Source organism: Clavibacter davisi (assembly GCF_052751415.1).
Map to the genome: position 1 here is coordinate 1683515 of NZ_CP199882.1, position 16532 is coordinate 1700046.

The 16532-nt window shown below is 74.8% G+C and carries 17 protein-coding genes; 13 read left to right on the forward strand and 4 right to left on the reverse strand.

Features of this window, described 5'->3' with window-relative positions; genetic code table 11:
* Positions 1 to 37: 37 nt before the first annotated feature.
* The 8 genes from ACU4ZT_RS08010 (at position 38) to ACU4ZT_RS08045 (ending at position 7031) form a co-directional block, all read left to right on the forward strand.
* Positions 38 to 967, forward strand: coding sequence for an ABC transporter ATP-binding protein (locus ACU4ZT_RS08010; RefSeq protein ID WP_445336989.1), 930 nt, complete (start codon positions 38 to 40; stop codon positions 965 to 967).
* Positions 964 to 1662 (forward strand): ABC transporter permease, encoded by a 699-nt coding sequence (locus ACU4ZT_RS08015; protein ID WP_445336990.1) that lies wholly within the window; start codon positions 964 to 966, stop codon positions 1660 to 1662. Before ACU4ZT_RS08010 ends, ACU4ZT_RS08015 begins: the two co-directional genes overlap by 4 nt.
* The gene (locus tag ACU4ZT_RS08020) at positions 1659 to 2384 is read left to right on the forward strand and encodes an ABC transporter permease (protein WP_445336991.1); all 726 of its coding nucleotides are present in this window, start codon (positions 1659 to 1661) and stop codon (positions 2382 to 2384) included. The genes ACU4ZT_RS08015 and ACU4ZT_RS08020 overlap by 4 nt, the downstream gene beginning before the upstream one ends.
* 14 nt (positions 2385 to 2398) lie before the next feature.
* Entirely contained in the window at positions 2399 to 3325 is a 927-nt protein-coding gene (locus ACU4ZT_RS08025) for an ABC transporter substrate-binding protein (RefSeq protein ID WP_063070298.1), read from the forward strand.
* Between the two features lie 145 nt (positions 3326 to 3470).
* On the forward strand, positions 3471 to 3923 hold the full coding sequence (locus ACU4ZT_RS08030) for a DUF3618 domain-containing protein (protein WP_414763339.1): 453 nt from the start codon (positions 3471 to 3473) through the stop codon (positions 3921 to 3923).
* On the forward strand, positions 3920 to 5140 hold the full coding sequence (locus ACU4ZT_RS08035; RefSeq protein WP_445338640.1) for a type III polyketide synthase: 1221 nt from the start codon (positions 3920 to 3922) through the stop codon (positions 5138 to 5140). Before ACU4ZT_RS08030 ends, ACU4ZT_RS08035 begins: the two co-directional genes overlap by 4 nt.
* Entirely contained in the window at positions 5140 to 5844 is a 705-nt protein-coding gene (locus ACU4ZT_RS08040) for a class I SAM-dependent methyltransferase (RefSeq protein WP_270981611.1), read from the forward strand. Before ACU4ZT_RS08035 ends, ACU4ZT_RS08040 begins: the two co-directional genes overlap by 1 nt.
* On the forward strand, positions 5841 to 7031 hold the full coding sequence (locus tag ACU4ZT_RS08045; RefSeq protein ID WP_445336992.1) for an FAD-dependent oxidoreductase: 1191 nt from the start codon (positions 5841 to 5843) through the stop codon (positions 7029 to 7031). The genes ACU4ZT_RS08040 and ACU4ZT_RS08045 overlap by 4 nt, the downstream gene beginning before the upstream one ends.
* Here the strand turns inward: ACU4ZT_RS08045 and ACU4ZT_RS08050 are convergent.
* Together ACU4ZT_RS08050 and ACU4ZT_RS08055 are read right to left on the reverse strand one after the other, a co-directional pair.
* Positions 7024 to 7878: a UbiA family prenyltransferase gene (locus ACU4ZT_RS08050; protein ID WP_254654421.1), complete on the reverse strand. Its 855-nt coding sequence runs from the start codon at positions 7876 to 7878 to the stop codon at positions 7024 to 7026. The two genes, ACU4ZT_RS08045 and ACU4ZT_RS08050, sit on opposite strands and share 8 nt — an antisense overlap.
* The gene (locus tag ACU4ZT_RS08055) at positions 7875 to 8051 is read right to left on the reverse strand and encodes a hypothetical protein (RefSeq protein ID WP_445336993.1); all 177 of its coding nucleotides are present in this window, start codon (positions 8049 to 8051) and stop codon (positions 7875 to 7877) included. The genes ACU4ZT_RS08050 and ACU4ZT_RS08055 overlap by 4 nt, the downstream gene beginning before the upstream one ends.
* 56 nt (positions 8052 to 8107) lie before the next feature.
* Between ACU4ZT_RS08055 and ACU4ZT_RS08060 the strand changes: the two genes are divergently transcribed.
* A complete protein-coding gene (locus ACU4ZT_RS08060) occupies positions 8108 to 8614 on the forward strand; it encodes a GNAT family N-acetyltransferase (protein WP_063070294.1) in 507 nt (168 codons plus the stop codon).
* 271 nt (positions 8615 to 8885) lie between these two features.
* On the opposite strand, the gene ACU4ZT_RS08065 is transcribed toward ACU4ZT_RS08060, so the two are convergent.
* Entirely contained in the window at positions 8886 to 9320 is a 435-nt protein-coding gene (locus tag ACU4ZT_RS08065) for a hypothetical protein (RefSeq protein WP_270981607.1), read from the reverse strand.
* A gap of 438 nt (positions 9321 to 9758) precedes the next feature.
* Between ACU4ZT_RS08065 and ACU4ZT_RS08070 the strand changes: the two genes are divergently transcribed.
* Genes ACU4ZT_RS08070 through cydC form a run of 4 tightly spaced genes read left to right on the forward strand, consistent with a single transcriptional unit; the run spans position 9759 to position 15690 of the window.
* Positions 9759 to 11171 (forward strand): cytochrome ubiquinol oxidase subunit I, encoded by a 1413-nt coding sequence (locus ACU4ZT_RS08070; RefSeq protein WP_270981606.1) that lies wholly within the window; start codon positions 9759 to 9761, stop codon positions 11169 to 11171.
* Position 11172: 1 nt separating this feature from the next.
* Complete coding sequence (gene cydB, locus ACU4ZT_RS08075) at positions 11173 to 12177, forward strand: cytochrome d ubiquinol oxidase subunit II (RefSeq protein WP_445336994.1); 1005 nt, start codon at positions 11173 to 11175, stop codon at positions 12175 to 12177.
* Positions 12178 to 12184: 7 nt separating this feature from the next.
* The gene (gene cydD, locus ACU4ZT_RS08080; RefSeq protein ID WP_445336995.1) at positions 12185 to 13993 is read left to right on the forward strand and encodes a thiol reductant ABC exporter subunit CydD; all 1809 of its coding nucleotides are present in this window, start codon (positions 12185 to 12187) and stop codon (positions 13991 to 13993) included.
* Positions 13990 to 15690: a thiol reductant ABC exporter subunit CydC gene (cydC, locus tag ACU4ZT_RS08085; RefSeq protein ID WP_445336996.1), complete on the forward strand. Its 1701-nt coding sequence runs from the start codon at positions 13990 to 13992 to the stop codon at positions 15688 to 15690. Before cydD ends, cydC begins: the two co-directional genes overlap by 4 nt.
* Position 15691: 1 nt before the next feature.
* Here the strand turns inward: cydC and ACU4ZT_RS08090 are convergent, their stop codons facing one another.
* The gene (locus ACU4ZT_RS08090) at positions 15692 to 16510 is read right to left on the reverse strand and encodes an aminotransferase class IV (protein ID WP_270981603.1); all 819 of its coding nucleotides are present in this window, start codon (positions 16508 to 16510) and stop codon (positions 15692 to 15694) included.
* Positions 16511 to 16532 lie beyond the last annotated feature (22 nt).

A 16532-nucleotide genomic window follows, 5' to 3' on the forward strand; every position in this document is an offset into this window, starting at 1 on the left:
GTGTCGATTCGTAGTGCCTACGAGGAATGAGCCACCCATGATCGAGTTCCACCACGTCCGCAAGCAGTACCCGGACGGCACGCTCGCGATCGAGGACTTCAGCCTCGTCGTCCCCTCGCGGACCACGACGGTCCTCGTCGGGTCCTCGGGCTGCGGCAAGACGACACTCATGCGCATGATCAACCGCATGGTCGATCCCACGAGCGGCCGCATCGAGATCGACGGCACCGACATCGCGACCCAGGACGCCGTCAAGCTCCGCCGCAGCATCGGCTACGTGATGCAGAACTCGGGCCTCCTGCCGCACCGCAGGGTCGTCGACAACATCGCGACCGTGCCCCGCCTCACGGGCGTCGACAAGCGGAAGGCGCGCGAGGACGCGCTCCGGCTCATGGACACCGTCGGCCTCGACCGCTCGATGGCCGACCGCTACCCGTCCCAGCTCTCCGGCGGTCAGCAGCAGCGCGTGGGCGTGGCCCGCGGGCTCGCGGTCGACCCGAACATCCTGCTCATGGACGAGCCGTTCGGCGCCGTCGACCCGCTCGTGCGCGACGACCTGCAGCAGGAGCTGATCCGCCTCCGGACGCAGCTCGACAAGACCGTCGTCTTCGTCACGCACGACATCGACGAGGCCTTCCTCCTCGGCGACCAGGTCGTGATCCTCGAGAAGGGCGGCCGCATCGCCCAGCAGGGCACGCCGCAGGAGATCCTCTCGGCCCCGGCGAACGACTTCGTCCGCGACTTCGTGGGCGCCGACAAGGGCAAGCGCGCGCTCCACCTCGAGGACACCGGCACGGGCCGCGTGCTCGTCGACCGCGACGGCCGCCTCGTCGGCGTGCTCGACGACGAGGACCGCGCCGCCCGGACCGCCGCCGCATCGGAGCGCGCCACGTCCGGGCGCGCCACGACCGAGGCGGGGGCCGCGCACGCCCCCGGTGCTCCGGCGCAGGGTGCGGGACCCGCGTGAACTGGGTCCTCACGAACATCCAGACGGTGCTCGACCTGGCCGTCGCGCACGTGGCGCTGTCGGCGACGCCCATCATCCTGGGACTCGTGATCTCGCTGCCGCTCGGCTGGCTGGCGAACCGCTACCGACGGGCGCGCGGCTCGCTGCTCGCGGTCGGGGGCGCGCTGTACACGATCCCGTCCATCGCCCTGCTGCTGTCCATCCCGGCGATCATCGGCACGACCATCATCGACCCGCTCAACGTCGTGGTCGCCCTCAGCGTGTACGCCGTCGCGCTCATGATCCGGATCACCGCGGACGCCCTGGCGTCCGTCCCCGAGGACGTCACGCAGTCCGCCACCGCGATGGGCTACGCCGGATGGGGGCGCTTCTGGCGCGTGGAGCTGCCCCTGGCCGGGCCCGTCCTGCTCGCCGGCCTCCGGGTCGTCTCGGTGAGCACGGTCAGCATGGTGACGGTCGGGTCGCTGTCCGGCATCCAGAGCCTCGGGACGATGATCCTCTCGGGGTACCGGCGGCAGTTCTACACGGAGATCCTCACCGGGATCGTCGGCATCCTCCTCATCTCCCTCGTCTTCGACCTCCTGCTGGTCATCGCCGGTCGGCTCCTCATGCCGTGGGCCAGCACGCCCTCCCTCCGCGCGCGGTCGCGCTCCGCCCGCCGCGCCGCCCTCGTCACGGATGCGAGCGCCTCGTGAACCTCTTCGCCAAGGCGTTCGGCCTCCTCCTCGACGGCTCCAGGTGGGGCGGGGGCACCGGATACGGCACGCGCCTCCTCGAGCACCTCTCCTACACCGGCCTCGCCATGGGCCTGGCGGCGCTCGTGGCCGTGCCCGCCGGGCTCTACATCGGGCACACGGGTCGTGGACGCAACGTCGCCGTCGCCTTCTCCGGGGGGCTGCGCGCGCTGCCCACGCTGGGCGTGCTGGTGCTCCTCGGCCTCCTGTTCGGCATCGGGCTCACCGGGCCGATCCTCACCTTCTCCGTCCTCGGCATCCCCCCGCTCCTCGCGGGCGTGTACGCCGGGATCCAGGCCGTCGACCGGCCCGCCATCGACGCCGCCCGCGCGGTGGGGATGACGGAACGGCAGATCCTCGGTCGGGTCGAGATCCCCCTGGCCCTGCCGCTCATCATCAGCGGGTTCCGCGCGGCGACCCTGCAGGTGGTGAGCACCGTCACCCTGGGCGCCTTCCTCGGCCTCGGCGGCCTCGGGCGCGACATCTTCACCGGCCTCACCACGCGGGACTTCCCGCTCCTCCTGGCGTCATCGATCCTCGTCACGGCCCTCGCGCTCGTCGTCGACGGCGTGTTCGCCGTCGTGCAGCGACTCGTCATCCCCCGCGGCGTCGTCGCCGCCGCGGGACGCACCCCCGACTCACCGCACGCCTCGTCGAGGCACGCGGTCAGCACCACCTCCTGAAAGGAACACAGCACATGTCCCACAGCATCACCCGCCGGCTCCTCGTCGGCACCGTCGCGCTGGGCACCGCGATGGCCCTCGCCGGCTGCGCGTCCGGCGACCCCCTCGACACCTCGGGCGGCCAGGGCTCCGCGGCGCCCGGCGACACCATCTCCGTGGGATCCGCCGCATTCGGCGAGAACGTCATCCTCGCGGAGGTCTACGCGCAGGCCCTCGAGGCCAACGACGTGAAGGTCACGCGCAACCTGCAGATCGGCGAGCGCGAGGTCTACCTCAAGGCGCTCGAGGAGGGGTCCATCGACCTCATCCCCGAGTACACGGGCAACCTGCTCGCGGCGTACGACACCGATTCGACGGCCGCCTCCAGCGACGACGTCTACTCCGCCCTCGGCGCCGCCCTCCCCGACGGCTTCGAGGTGCTCGACGAGTCGCCCGCCGAGGACAAGGACTCCTACAACGTCACCAAGGAGTACTCCGCGGCCAACGGCGTCACGAGCCTGTCCGACCTCAAGGGCAAGACGGTCCGCGTGGGCGGCGGCGCGGTGCTGGGCGAGCGCGAGTACGGGATCCCCGGGCTCACGAGCGTCTACGGCGCCGATGCCAGCCTCGTCACCATCGAGGACCAGGGCGGCCCCAACACCGTCAAGGCGCTCCTCGACGGCCAGGTCGACATGGCGAACATCTACACGACCACGCCGTCGATCCTCGACAACGGCTTCGTCACGCTGAAGGACCCCGAGAACCTCATCAAGGCGCAGAACGTCGTGCCGCTCGTGAAGACCGCGAAGATGAACCCCGACATCACCTCGATCCTCGACAAGGTCTCGGCCGCGTTGACCACCGAGGACCTCACGAAGATGAACCGCCGCAACCAGGGGGACGAGAAGGCGGAGCCCGCCGCCATCGCCTCCGACTGGCTGAAGGAGAAGGCCCTCTTCTAGGAGGAGCCGACCGGGCCGAGAGGCCCGTCCCGCGACGAGGGGCCGACGCACGAGCGCCGGCCCCTCGTCGCATCGCGCTCCGCCGTGCACGCGGCGGAGCACAATGGACCCACCGATGTCCTTTCCCGACGGCAGGAGCCCGCGCATGGCGAAGAAGAAGAAGTCCCCGACCGGCGAGGTGAGCGTGCTCGGTGCCGTGACGACCGTGGCCCGCGAGGTGCGCAAGCACAAGGTCGTCGCCGAGTCGGCCCCGCACGGGCAGGGGGCCGACATCCCGCCCGCGCCCAAGCGCAGCCCCGAGGAGCTGAAGCGCGACATCCGCTCCGGCCGCGACGAGCTCGCCCGCACCGTCCGCGAGCTCGAGACCGCGCTCGACGTGCCGGCCCGGGCGTCGGAGCTGAAGGCCGAGGCGTCCGGCCGCGTGCGCGGCATCCGCGACGACGTCGTCGCGCGCGTCCGCAGCACGACCGACGACGTGACGGCCCGCACGCGCGCCTTCACCCGGAACGACCCCGCCCTCGCCGCCTCGATCGGCGCGGGCGCCGTGGCCGTCGTCATCGCGGTGGGCGCCGCCGTCGTCTCCGGCGGCCGACGCTGACCGCGTCGATCCGCTCCATCGCGACGGAGGTCCCGCCGACCGTCCTCGCGCAGGAGGGGGTGCGCGACCTGTTCGGGAGCCAGCCCGAGCTCAGCCGCCTCGGGACGCGGCTCGTCTCGGCGGCGTTCGGGGCGTCCGGCATCCGCACGCGGCACACGGTCATCGACGAGCTCGGCACCGCGCCCGGCATGGCGGGTGCCGACGCTCCGGCCGGGCCGCACGCGGACGAGCCGGTGTTCTACGACCGCGGGACCGGCCGGATCCTCACGCCCGGCACCGGCGCCCGCAACGACACGTACATCCGCGAGGCCCCCGCGCTGCTGCTCGGCGCGGCGCGTCAGGCGGTCGAGCAGGCGGCCGGCATCGAGGCGTCCGACGTGACCCACGTCGTCACCGTGTCCTGCACCGGCTTCTACGCGCCCGGCCCCGACTACGCCGTGGTCCGCGGCCTCGGCCTCGGCGCGTCCACCCAGCGCTTCCACCTCGGCTTCATGGGCTGCTACGGGGCGTTCCCCGCGCTCCGCATGGCGTCGCAGTTCTGCGCCGCCGACCCGGATGCCGTCGTCCTCGTCGTGTGCGTCGAGCTGTGCTCCCTGCACCTGCACTCCTCGGACGATGCGGACACCATCGTCGCGTCCTCCGTGTTCGGCGACGGGGCCGCGGCCGCGATCGTGACCGCGCGGCCCGCGCCCGCCGGCTCCACCGTGCTCGACCTCGACGCGTTCGAGACCGTGCTCACGCCCGTCGGCGAGGACGACATGGCGTGGACCATCGGCGACCAGGGCTTCGACATGGTGCTCTCCAGCTACGTGCCGAAGATCATCGACGAGCACATCACGGGCGCGCTCGAGCCGCTGTGGGCGCAGGTGCCCGCGCTCCGGGGCGTCGCGCCCGCGGACATCGAGGACTGGGCGATCCACCCGGGCGGGCGCAGCATCCTCGACCGCGTGGAGGACCGGCTGGCGCTCGCGCCCCGCCAGCTCCAGGCATCGCGGTCGACGCTGGCCGAGGTGGGCAACATGTCGAGCGCGACCGTGCTGTTCGTGCTCCGGCGGATCCTCCACGGCACCCCTCCCGCGGACGTCCCGGGCGTGGACGGCAGCGAGCTGGCCGCACCCGTCGCCGTCCCGGGCGCGGGTGCCGGTCGCGTGTGCGCCATGGCGTTCGGACCGGGGCTCACGGTCGAGACGTCGCTGATGACCCGCCGCATCGCCTGATGGACCTGTCCCGTCGCGACGTCGGCCTCACCGAGCTGATGGACGACCCCGACTGCGACCCCGCGGCGCTCGACCGCACGTACGCCCGCTTCGCGCTCGTCAACCGCGTCGTGGCGGGGTGGCGCGGGGTGTACCGGTCCCGGATCCGCCCGCTGCTGTCCCCGGCGCGGGAGACGACGCTCCTCGACATCGGCTCGGGCGGCGGGGACGTGCCCGTCGCCCTCGTCCGGTGGGCGCGCCGGGACGGGCTGCGGCTGCGCGTGACGGGCATCGACCCCGATCCCCGCGCGGCCGCGTTCACGCGCGACCTGCCGGCGGATCCCGACCTGACGTTCCTCCGGGCGTCGAGCGCCGACCTCGTCGCCGAGGGCCGCCGCTTCGACCTGGTGACGAGCAACCACGTGCTGCACCATCTCGACGACGCCGCCCTCGACGCGCTGCTCGCGGACTCCGCGGCGCTCGCCCCGCGCGCGATGCACGGCGACATCGCGCGGAGCCGGCTCGCGTACGCGGTCTACGGTCCGCTGTCCCGGCTGGTGGCGCGGGGCTCGTTCGTGCACGTCGACGGGCTGCGTTCGATCCGCCGCAGCTGGACGCCCGTGGAGCTCGCGCTGCGCGTGCCGGACGGCTGGCGCGTCGAGGGGGCCGTGCCCTGCCGGCTGCTCCTGGTGCGCGACCCCTCGGCGCGGGGCGCGACGCGGTGAGCCCGCGCGACGCGCTGGTCGTGGGCGGCGGGCCCGTGGGGATCCACCTCGCGGCGCTCCTGGCGCAGGCTGGCCTCGACGTGCGCGTCTGGGAGGCGCGGCCCGAGCCCGCGCGGCTGTCCCGGGCCATCGGCATCCACGCGCCCGCCCTCGACGCGTTCGACCGCCTCGGCGTGGCCGACGAGATGGTCGCCGAGGCGGTGCTCGTGCGGAACGGCATCGCGATGGCGCGCGGTCGCGCGATCGGCCGGGTGTCCTTCGCCGGCGCGTCCGCCACGCACCCGTACGTGGCGGCGTTGCCGCAGTGGCGCACCGAGGCGATCCTCGCCCGCCGCCTCGACGCGCTCGCCCCGGACGCGCTCCGACGCGGCGTGACGCTCACGGGGCTCGACGCGGATCCGGTCGAGGCGCCCGGCGGCGGCGTCCGCGCGACGGGCCAGGACGCGGACGGCCGGCTCGTCGAGGCGACGGCGCGCCTCGTGATCGGCGCCGACGGCACGCGCGGCCGGGTCCGCGACCTCCTCGGCATCGGCGTGGACGAACGCCCGCTGCCCGACCGCTTCCTCATGGGCGACGCCCCCGACACCACGGACGGCGGCGACGACGCCGTGATCACGCTGCACCCGGACGGCGTCGTCGAGTCGTTCCCGCTGCCCGGCGGCATGCGCCGCTTCGTCGTCGGCGTGCGCGCCGGGGAGGGGGACGGCGATCCGGCCGAGATCGTCGCCGCGGCGGTGCGCGCGCGCACCGGCCACGTCGTGCGCGCCGCGGACCTCGATCCCGTGAGCGGGTTCGGCGTACGGCGGCGTCTGGCGCGTCGCATGTCCGCCGGCCGCGCGCTGCTCATCGGCGACGCGGCCCACGAGATCAGCCCCATCGGCGGCCAGGGCATGAACCTCGGCTGGCTCGACGCGGACGCCCTCGCGCCGATCCTGGTCGACGCCGTCCGCTCCCGCGACGGCGTGCCGGACGCGCACCGCATCGCCCGCTGGGAGCGCGACCGCATGTCGAGCGCCCGACGCGCCGCGGTGCAGTCGGAGATCAACACCGCGCTCGGCCGGCCGGTCCGCGGCCTCACGCGGGTCGTGCGCGACGCCGGGCTCCGCGCGGTCCTCGCGTCGCCCGCCGCCGCCGGGCTCGCGTCCGTCTACGCCATGGGCAGGGACGCGGGCGCGCGGATCAGGTGAGCTGCGTGGCGTTCGCCGCGACGAGCGCCACGAGCAGCAGCGACGCCGCCATGATCAGCCGGAACAGGAGCCGACCCGGTGGTCGCGTGACGACCAGCACCGCGCCCCACGCCGCGATCGCCAGCATCGCGACCAGGCCCGCGACGGCGAGCGGCGTCACGGCGTGCGCGGGATCGGCGAGCACGGGCCCGACCGACGCGACCACCGCGCCGAGGGCGAGCGCCCCGAAGGCGACCAGGCCCGACGGCACGCGGCCCAGCCGGTGCGGCAGGCCGCGCACGCCCGTCCGCGCGTCGTCCTCCAGGTCGGGGAGCACGTTGGTGAAGTGGATGGAGACGCCGAGCACCGCGCCCGTGGCGACGGCCCAGGCGGCGGCGGGCAGCGGATCCGGGCCACCGAGCGCCACCACGGTCGGCAGGATCCCGAAGGCCACGACGAACGGCACGACGCTCGCCGCCGTGCGCTTGAGCCCCGCGTTGTAGGCCCAGCCCGCGCCGACCAGCACCACGTGCGCGACGAGGAAGGCCGGCCCCAGCAGCGCGGACACCGCGAGGCAGGCGGCCGCCGTGCCGAGCGCGGCGGCGCGCACCTCGGCCACGGTCACCTCGCCGCGCGCGACCGGCTTGTCGGTGCGGCCGACACGGCGGTCGCGGCCCGCGTCGATCCAGTCGTTGGACAGCCCGATCGACAGCTGCCCGAGGAGCACGGCCACCGCGACGGCGGCGACGCGCCCGGGCGCGAACCCGAGGGCCGCGGCGAGGCCGGCCGCGAGCACGGTGACGGTGGCCGTCGGACCCGGATGCGAGGAGAGCGCGAGGAGCCGGATCGACCGCAGGGGGCGCCTCACGCGAGCGTCAGCCCGGAGCAGCGCGAGCGCGCGGATCCGGCGGAGGCGCCGGAGCGGGGGATCGCCGCCGAGCCCTCGCGCGCGGAGGACCGCAGGGCGTGCGGGGCCGGCCGGAGGAGGGTCGCGTCCTCATCCTCGTCGTCCCCGGGGACGGGCGCGATGGTGCAGTGCATGCATCGATCCTGCCGCACGCGTGGGCCGGCGACGACCGCGCCGATACCCTGGTGGGATGCTGATCCGCCCCGCCGAGCCCCGCGACATCGACGACCTGCTGGACATCCGCAACGACGCCATCCTGCACGGCACGGCCCTCTGGATGGACGAGCCCGTGGACCGCGCCGAGCGCGAGCGCTGGTACGAGGAGACCACGGCGGCGGGCGACCCGATCCTCATCGCCGACGTCGACGGGCGCGTCGCGGGGTACGGCACCTACGGGCAGTGGCGGGAGAAGTCCGGCTACCGCTTCTCCGTGGAGGACTCCGTCTACGTGCGCGAGGGCTTCCAGGGGCAGGGCATCGGCCGGGCGCTCGTGGAGGGGCTCATCGCGCACGCGAAGGCGGCCGGGAAGCGCGCGATGTTCGCGGACATCGAGGCCGGCAACGCGGGATCCATCCGGCTGCACGAGCGGCTCGGCTTCCGTCGGGTGGGGCTCCTGCCCGGAATCGGCGTCAAGTTCGGGCGGTCGCTCGACCTCGCGATCCTGCACCTCCCGCTCGAGGACGCGCCCCGCGCCTGAGGCGGCGGACGGTCGAGAGGCCCGGCACGGGGCGCGGGAACGCCGCACGGTGCCGGGCCTCTCTCCGACGGCCCGGGTTCCTTCGGGGGAGAGGAGGCCGTCGTGGTCCGGGAGCGGTCCGCCCGGGGGGGGGGGGATGGACGGACGCGCTCGTCGGGTTGCGAGCATCGGCCCCAGGGGGGTAAGGGCCGTCTGCTCGTAGACGACTCTAGCCGGTCCTCATTTATGCGGACACACCGGGCTGGCCCCAGTAGGAGGGGCGCGGCGCGGATCAGTCCTGCGACTCGTCCAGCTCGCGCGCGCCGACGGCGACGACGGCGTCCCGCAGCGCGTGGAAGTGGTGCACCTCGAGGCCGTTGCGGAGGAGGTACGGCTCGACGCCGCCGCGCCCCGCGAGCGAGTGCAGCGCCTGGATGACGGGTGCGGGATCCCCGGCGACCGCGTGCTGGGCGGCGTCGCGGACGTCGAGCCCGCCGGCCACCAGGGCGAGGGCCACGACGAGCACGTCCTGCACCGACGCGGTGCGTGCGTCGTACCGCTCGGGGGCCTCGGCCACGACGCGCTCGGCGGCCTCGGCGACGCGCCCGGCGAGCAGGGCGCCGTCGGCCACGAGGACGCCGACGTAGGCGGACGCGGTCGCGGGAGCCGCAGCGGCGGATCCCGTCGCGAGGCCGGAGGCCCGGGGTGCGGGGGCGGAGGAGTTCATGGCGGCCCTTCGGTCGTCGTGCGGTTCGGGTCGTGCGGGGCCGGGTGCTGCGGATCGGATCCGGCGGAGGCGCGACCCGGCGGGCCGCGCGTGGACGCGGGCGCACCGGGTCGACGCCGACCGGATGCGTCCTCGAAGGCTCGCCCGGCCGGATGAACGCCGGGTGTCGCGCGCGCCGCCGTCGGGCGAACGCGGCCCGACCGGGATATGCCGCGCCCCTCGCGCCGATCGTCTACAAGTCGTAGAATGGAGGCGTCGCGATGGAGCCTCGAACCGCACGATCCGCCCTCCACAGGAAGCGCAGCCGGTCGCCATGACACCGCATCCCGCCCCCGCCGACCACCCGCACGCGAGCCGGTTCCCGGCCGCCCGTCCGTCGCACGCGTCGGTCCCGCGGGATCCGCGCCGCACGGGCGCCGCCCGGAGCGGGGCCCGCTCGTGAACGAGCTCCTCGACCCGCTCGTCCTCTCCCGCTGGCAGTTCGGCCTCACGACCGTCTACCACTTCCTCTTCGTGCCGCTCACGATCGGCATGGCCGTCGTCTGCGCGCTGTACCAGACCGCCTGGGTGCGCACCGGCAAGCAGGAGTACCTGCGCCTCACGCGCTTCTTCGGGCGGATCTTCCTCATCAACTTCGCGATGGGCACCGTCACCGGCATCGTGCAGGAGTTCCAGTTCGGCATGAACTGGTCGGAGTACTCGCGCTTCGTCGGCGACGTGTTCGGTGCCCCGCTCGCGCTCGAGGGGCTGCTGGCGTTCTTCCTCGAGGCGTCGTTCATCGGCGTCTGGATCTTCGGCTGGGACAAGCTTCCGAAGGGGCTGCACCTGGCGTCCATCTGGGTGGTGTCGGCGGCGTCGATCCTGTCGGCGTACTTCATCCTCGCGGCCAACGCCTTCATGCAGAACCCGGTGGGCTACCGCATCGACGAGGTCCGCGGCCGCGCGGAGCTCACCGACATCGGGGCGCTCCTCACGAACAAGGTCGCGCTCGCCGCGTTCCCGCACACGATCTTCGCCGCCTTCATGTGCGCGGCCGCCGTGATCATCTCGGTCGCCGCCTGGCACCTCTCGCGCAACCAGCACCTCGACACGATGATGCCGGCGCTGAGGTTCGGCATGTGGTTCATGGTCGTCTCCGGCGCGCTCACGATCCTGTCGGGCGACCAGCTCGGCCTCGCCATGGTGCAGACGCAGCCGATGAAGATGGCGGCCGCCGAGGCGCACTACGACACCTCATCGGGAGCGGCCGCGTCGTTCTCGCTCTTCACCTGGGGCACGCCGGACGGCTCCAGCGAGCTGTTCTCCATCCGCATCCCGTACCTGCTCTCGTTCCTCTCCACGCACACGCTCGACGGCACCGTGCAGGGCATCAACGACCTGCAGGCGCAGTACGTGGCGAGCTACGGCCCCGGCGACTACACGCCCACCATCTGGGTCACCTACTGGGCGTTCCGCTGGATGATGGGCTTCGGCATGGCGGCCATCGGCGTCGCCGTCGCGGGCCTCTGGTTCACGCGCCGCGGGCGCCGCATCACCAGGCCGTGGATGTGGCGGGTCGCCATCTGGGCCGCCCCGCTCCCGCTGCTCGCGATGACGGTCGGCTGGATCTTCACGGAGATGGGCCGCCAGCCGTGGATCGTGTTCAGCCTGCTGCAGACGTCCTCCGCCGTCTCGCCCAACGTCACCGGGCTGCAGGTGCTGATCTCGCTCGTCGCGTTCACGCTCGTCTACGGGTCGCTCGCGGTGGTGGAGTTCCGCCTCATCCTGAAGGCGGCGCAGCACGGACCGGAGCCCGAGCGGGAGCCGGATCCCGTGACGGGCGAGGTCGCCCGGGAAGCGAGCGTGTACTGACATGGACCTGCCCACCCTCTGGTTCGGCGTCATCGCCTTCCTCTTCGTCGGCTACTTCGTGCTCGACGGCTTCGACTTCGGCGTGGGGATGAGCCTGCCGTTCCTCGCGAAGGACGACACCGACCGGCGCGTCCTCATCAACGCGATCGGCCCGGTCTGGGACCTCAACGAGACGTGGCTCATCGTCGCGGGCGCCGCGCTCTTCGCGGCGTTCCCCGAGTGGTACGCCACCATGTTCAGCGGCTTCTACCTGCTGCTGCTCGCGATCCTCATCACGCTCATCCTCCGCGGCGTCTCGTTCGAGTACCGGCACCAGGGGGCGTCCGACCGGTGGCGCGGGTCCTTCGACCTGATGATCGTGGTCGGCTCGGTCGTGCCCGCGTTCCTCTGGGGCGTCGTGTTCGCGAACGTGGTGCGCGGGGTGCCGATGGACGCGGGCCACGACTACACGGGATCCACGCTCGACCTGCTGAACCCGTACGCGCTCCTCGGCGGGCTCACGACGCTGTCGCTGTTCCTCGTGCACGGGCTGCAGTTCGCGGCGCTGAAGACGGACGGGCCGATCCGGACGCGTGCCCGGGCGCTGTCGATGCGGGTGGGGGCCGTCACCATCGTCGTCGCGGCGACCTTCCTCGTCTGGACCACGCTGGCCCACGGCTCGGCCCTCTCCGGGCTGATCTCGGTGCTCGCCGCCGTCGCGCTCGTCGCGTCGTACCTCGCCAACGTGCGCGGCCGGGAGCGCTGGGCCTTCGGTCTGCTCGCGGCCACTATCGCGCTCGCGGTCGCCAGCCTGTTCGCGGCGCTGCACCCGTTCGTCATGCCGGCGTCGAACGACCCGGCGTACGGGCTGACGATCGCGAACGCGTCGTCGTCGGCGTACACGCTGACGATCATGACGTGGGCCGCGGGGTTCGCGCTGCCGCTGATCCTCGCGTACCAGGGGTGGACGTACTGGGTGTTCCGGAAGCGCATCACGCGCGCCGTGATCAGCCGGGCCGCCCACTAGGCGCACGGTGAAGCCCCTGGATCCGCGGCTGCTGCGGGCGTCCGCCGCCGCCCGCACGATGCTCGTCGTCGGCGCCCTCGCGGGCATCGTGCAGACCGCGGCGCTCGTGGGCTTCTGCTGGTCGCTCACGCAGCTGGTCGTGCGGGCGATCGCGGGGCGGACCGCGGAGGAGCTCGCGCCCGTGCTCGCGCTCGTCGTCGTCTCGGCGGTCCTCCGCGGCGTCGCCGGCTGGCTGCTCGACGTGGTCGGCGCGCGCGGGGCCGCGCAGGTCGTCGCGGAACTGCGGCGGCGCGCGCTCCGGGCCGTCGTCGACCTCGGCCCGGTGTGGACCGCGAGCCGCAGCCGCGCCCGCGTCGCCACGGTGATCGGCCCCGGCCTCGACGCGCTCGACCCGTACTTCGCGCGCTACGTGCCGCAGCTGATCCTCACGGCGCTCGCCACGCCGATCGTCGTCGCGGTGCTGCTCCTCGCCGACCCGCTCACGGGCGTCACGGTGCTCGTGACGCTGCCCGTCATCCCCGTCTTCATGGTGCTGGTCGGCTGGGCGACGCGGGAGGTGCAGCGGCGTCAGTGGGTCCGGCTCACCGAGCTGGCGTCGGGATTCCTCGACGTGGTCGACGGTCTCTCCACCCTGCTGGTGTTCGGGCGGGCGCGGCGGCAGACGGCGAGGATCCGGCGGGTCACCGAGGAGCACCGCGTCGAGACCATGCGCGTGCTCCGGATCTCGTTCCTCTCCGGCTTCGTGCTCGAGCTCGCCGCCTCCCTGTCGGTGGCGCTCGTCGCGGTGTCGGTGGGCGTGCGGCTCATCGGCGGGCAGCTCGACCTCGAGGTGGGGCTGTTCGTGCTGCTGCTCGCGCCCGAGGCGTTCCTGCCGATCCGCCAGGTCGGCGTGCAGTTCCACGCCGCCGCGGAGGGGGTGGCGGCCGCGGACGACGTGCTCGGGATCCTCGACGAGGAGCGGGCGGGGCGGGCGTCCCGCGCCGCCGGAGCCGCAGCCGCACCCGCTCCGGGGTCTGCGCGGTACGGCGCGGGCGCCGCGCCCGGCGAGGCGGCTCCGGACGACGAGCTCGTGATCCGCGACCTGGTCGTCGCGCACGACGACCGGCCGGTGGTCGACGGCCTCTCGGCGCGCTTCCGCCGAGGCTGCGTGACGGCGGTGACCGGCCCGAGCGGGGCCGGGAAGTCGTCGCTCCTCGCGGCGGTGCTCGGGCAGCTGCCCGCGCGCGGCGTCATCGGCTGGGCGGATGGCGACGGGGACCCGACCGCGCTCCGGCGGCCGGCACCCGCGGAGATCGCCTGGGCCGGACAGCGGCCGGGACTCGTGGCCGGCACGGTGCGGGAGAACGTCGCGCTGGGCGTCCCGGATCCGGACGATGCGCTCGTCCGGCGCGCCCTGTCCCTCGCAGCCGCCGACGGCATCGACCCCGACCTCGTGCTCGGCGTCGGTGGCCAGGGCCTCTCGGGCGGGCAGGCCCAGCGGGTCGCCGTCGCCCGCGCCGTGCACCGCGCGCTCGCCCTCGACTGCCCGCTCGTGCTCCTCGACGAGCCGAGCTCCGCCCTCGACGCGGCGGCGGAGGAGCGGCTGGCGCGGGGGATCCGCGCGCTCGCCGACCAGGGCCGCGCCGTCGTCGTCGTGACCCACCGCCCGGCGCTCGTGGACGCCGCCGACGAGGAGCTACGGCTCGCGGCGCCGGGATCCGCCGCCGCGCCTCCCTCGCCCGGCGCGCGGCCCGCGGAGCACGACCGGGCCGGCGCCGTCGCCGATCCCGCGCGCACGACGCCCGAGCCCGCCTGGCGCGCCCAGGTGGCGCCGTGAACCGCGGCGAGGTGCTCCGCCTCGCGCAGCCGCCTCTCCGCCGGGCGCTCCCCGGGCTGCTGGCGGGGCTCGCGAGCGCGGCGGGCGCGGTCGCCCTCCTCGCGACCTCGGCCTGGCTGATCACGCGCGCGTCGGAGCAGCCGCCCATCCTCTTCCTCGGCATGGCCATCGTCGGCGTCCGCGCCTTCGCGCTGGGGCGCGCCGCGTTCCGCTACCTGGAGCGGATCACGAGCCACGACGCCGCGTTCCGCGCCCTGGCGACGCTGCGGGTCGGGGTGTTCGAACGGCTCCTGCCGCACGCGCCGGCCGGGCTCCGGCACACCCGGCGCGGCGACCTCCTCGCGCGGCTCGTCGGCGACGTCGACCGGCTCCAGGACCTCCCGCTGCGCGTCGTGCAGCCGCTCGCCGTGTCGGTGCTCGTGCAGGCGGCGAGCGTGGCCGTGGTGACGGCCGTGCTCCCGGCCGCCGGGATCGCGCTCGCCCTCGTGCTCGCCGTCGCGCTCGCCGTCGGCGTCCTCGCGACGCGGGCGCTCGCGGGGCGCGCGGAGACGCGGATCGCCCCGCTGCGCGCCGCCGTGCAGGACCGGGTGCTCGACCTCGTCGGCGGCCTCGACGTGCTCACGGCGTTCCAGGCGGTGGACGCGCGGCTCGCCGACCTCGAGCGGGTCGCGCGTCGGCTCCGCCGCGAGGAGCTGCGGAGCGCGGCGGCCACGGGCGCGACGACGGGCGTCGTCCTCGTCGGGACGGGCGCGGTCGCGGGCTGGACCGTGCTGCAGGGCGTGCCCGGCCTCGCGTCCGGCGCGCTGGATCCGGCGTGGCTCGTCCTCGCGGCGCTCGTGCCGCTGGCGCTCGTCGAGTCGGCGACCGCCGTGCCGCTCGCGGTGCAGGCGTGGACGCGGGTGCGCACGAGCGCGGATCGGGTCGCGGGCGCCGCGCCCGCGGTCGTGCCCGCCGAGATCCCGCTGGAGCGGGCGGAGGAGCCGGAGCAGGCGGGCCCCGCTCCCTCCGCTGCCCGCGGCGGCGCGACCCTGGTGATCCGCGACCTCGTCACCCGCTGGCCGGGCGCGGACGCCGACGCCCTCCGACCGGTGTCGCTCGCGGTGCGGCCGGGGGAGACGGTCGTCGTGCGCGGCCCGAGCGGATCCGGCAAGTCGTCGCTCGCCGCCGCGCTCGTGCGCTTCCTCGAGTCGACGGGCGGCTACGAGCTGGACGGCGTCGACGCCCGGTCGCGGCGGCCCTCCGAGGTGCGGCGGATCGTGGGCCTGTGCGAGCAGTCGCCGCACCTGTTCGACGCGAGCATCCGGCAGAACCTGCTCTTCGCCCGCGAGGAGGCGACCGACGACGAGCTCCTCGCAGCGCTCGACCGCGTGGGGCTCGCGGGCTGGACCGCCGATCGCGGCGGCCTGGACGCGCGCGTGGGCGACCGGGGCGGGCTCGTCTCCGGCGGCCAGGCGCAGCGGATCGCGCTGGCCCGGGCCCTCCTCGCCGACTTCCCGATCCTGGTGCTCGACGAGCCGACGGCGGACGTCGACGCCGACCGCGCCCGGGCCGTCCTCCGCGACGTGCTGCAGGCCGCGCGCGACCGGGGCCGCGGGGTGCTGCTGCTCACGCACACGGACGTGCCGGCGGACCTCGTCGACCGGACGGTGGAGCTCGGCGCGATCGGGGGAGCGGGCACCCTCCCCTCCGCTGGCTGACTCAGCCCACCGGCAGCTCGCGCCGCAGCGCGTCGAGCCGCGCGCGCCAGGCGGTCACGCGGCCGGGCTCGGCGGCGACGGCCGGGCCGTCGATCCACCCGCGCACCAGGCGGATGCCGTGCAGCGCGCTCACGGCCCACACCTCGCGGCCGTCGAGGTCGGCGGGACGAACGCGGTCGTGCAGCACATCGACCCCGAGGGCGGTCGCGAGCGCGAGGATGCTGCGCTCGGTGATGCTCGCGATCCGCGGCACGTCGCCCTCGACCACCGCGAGCGCGTCGCCGTGCCACCACAGGATCGCGCTGTAGGCGCCCTCGACGATGGTCCCGTCGTCGGCGAGGATCACGGCCTCGCCCGCGCCGTGCCGGGCCGCGCGGCTCCGCAGGGCGCCGAGCGCGTGCAGGTCCGGGCCCTTGAGGCGCGGCAGGGTGCGCGGATCCGGCCCGTCGTGGTCGCGCAGCACGACCGTCGCGGTGCGCTCGGGGGCGGGTCGCACGAGCAGGCGGGCGACGTCGCCGTCCGGGCCGCGCAGCGCCTCCACGCGGGGGAACCAGGCGCCCGCGCGCGGCAGCGCGGCGACGGCGGCGTCGAGGAAGGCGGCGGGATCCGGCACCGCGGCCGCCTGCGTCCGGAGCGCCGCGAGGAACCGCTGCCGGTGCACGTCGAGCGCGAGGACCCGCCCGTCGTCCACCAGGAACGAGTCGGCCGCGAGGACCCGGTGCCCGGCGGGCCGCGTCTCCTCGGCTCCTCCCCGGGTCGCGTCCGCGGCGTCGGGCGCCCAGCCCGCGGGGGTCCACCGGAGGATCTGCTCGGAGCTCATACCCTTGAGGCTAGGCGGCCAC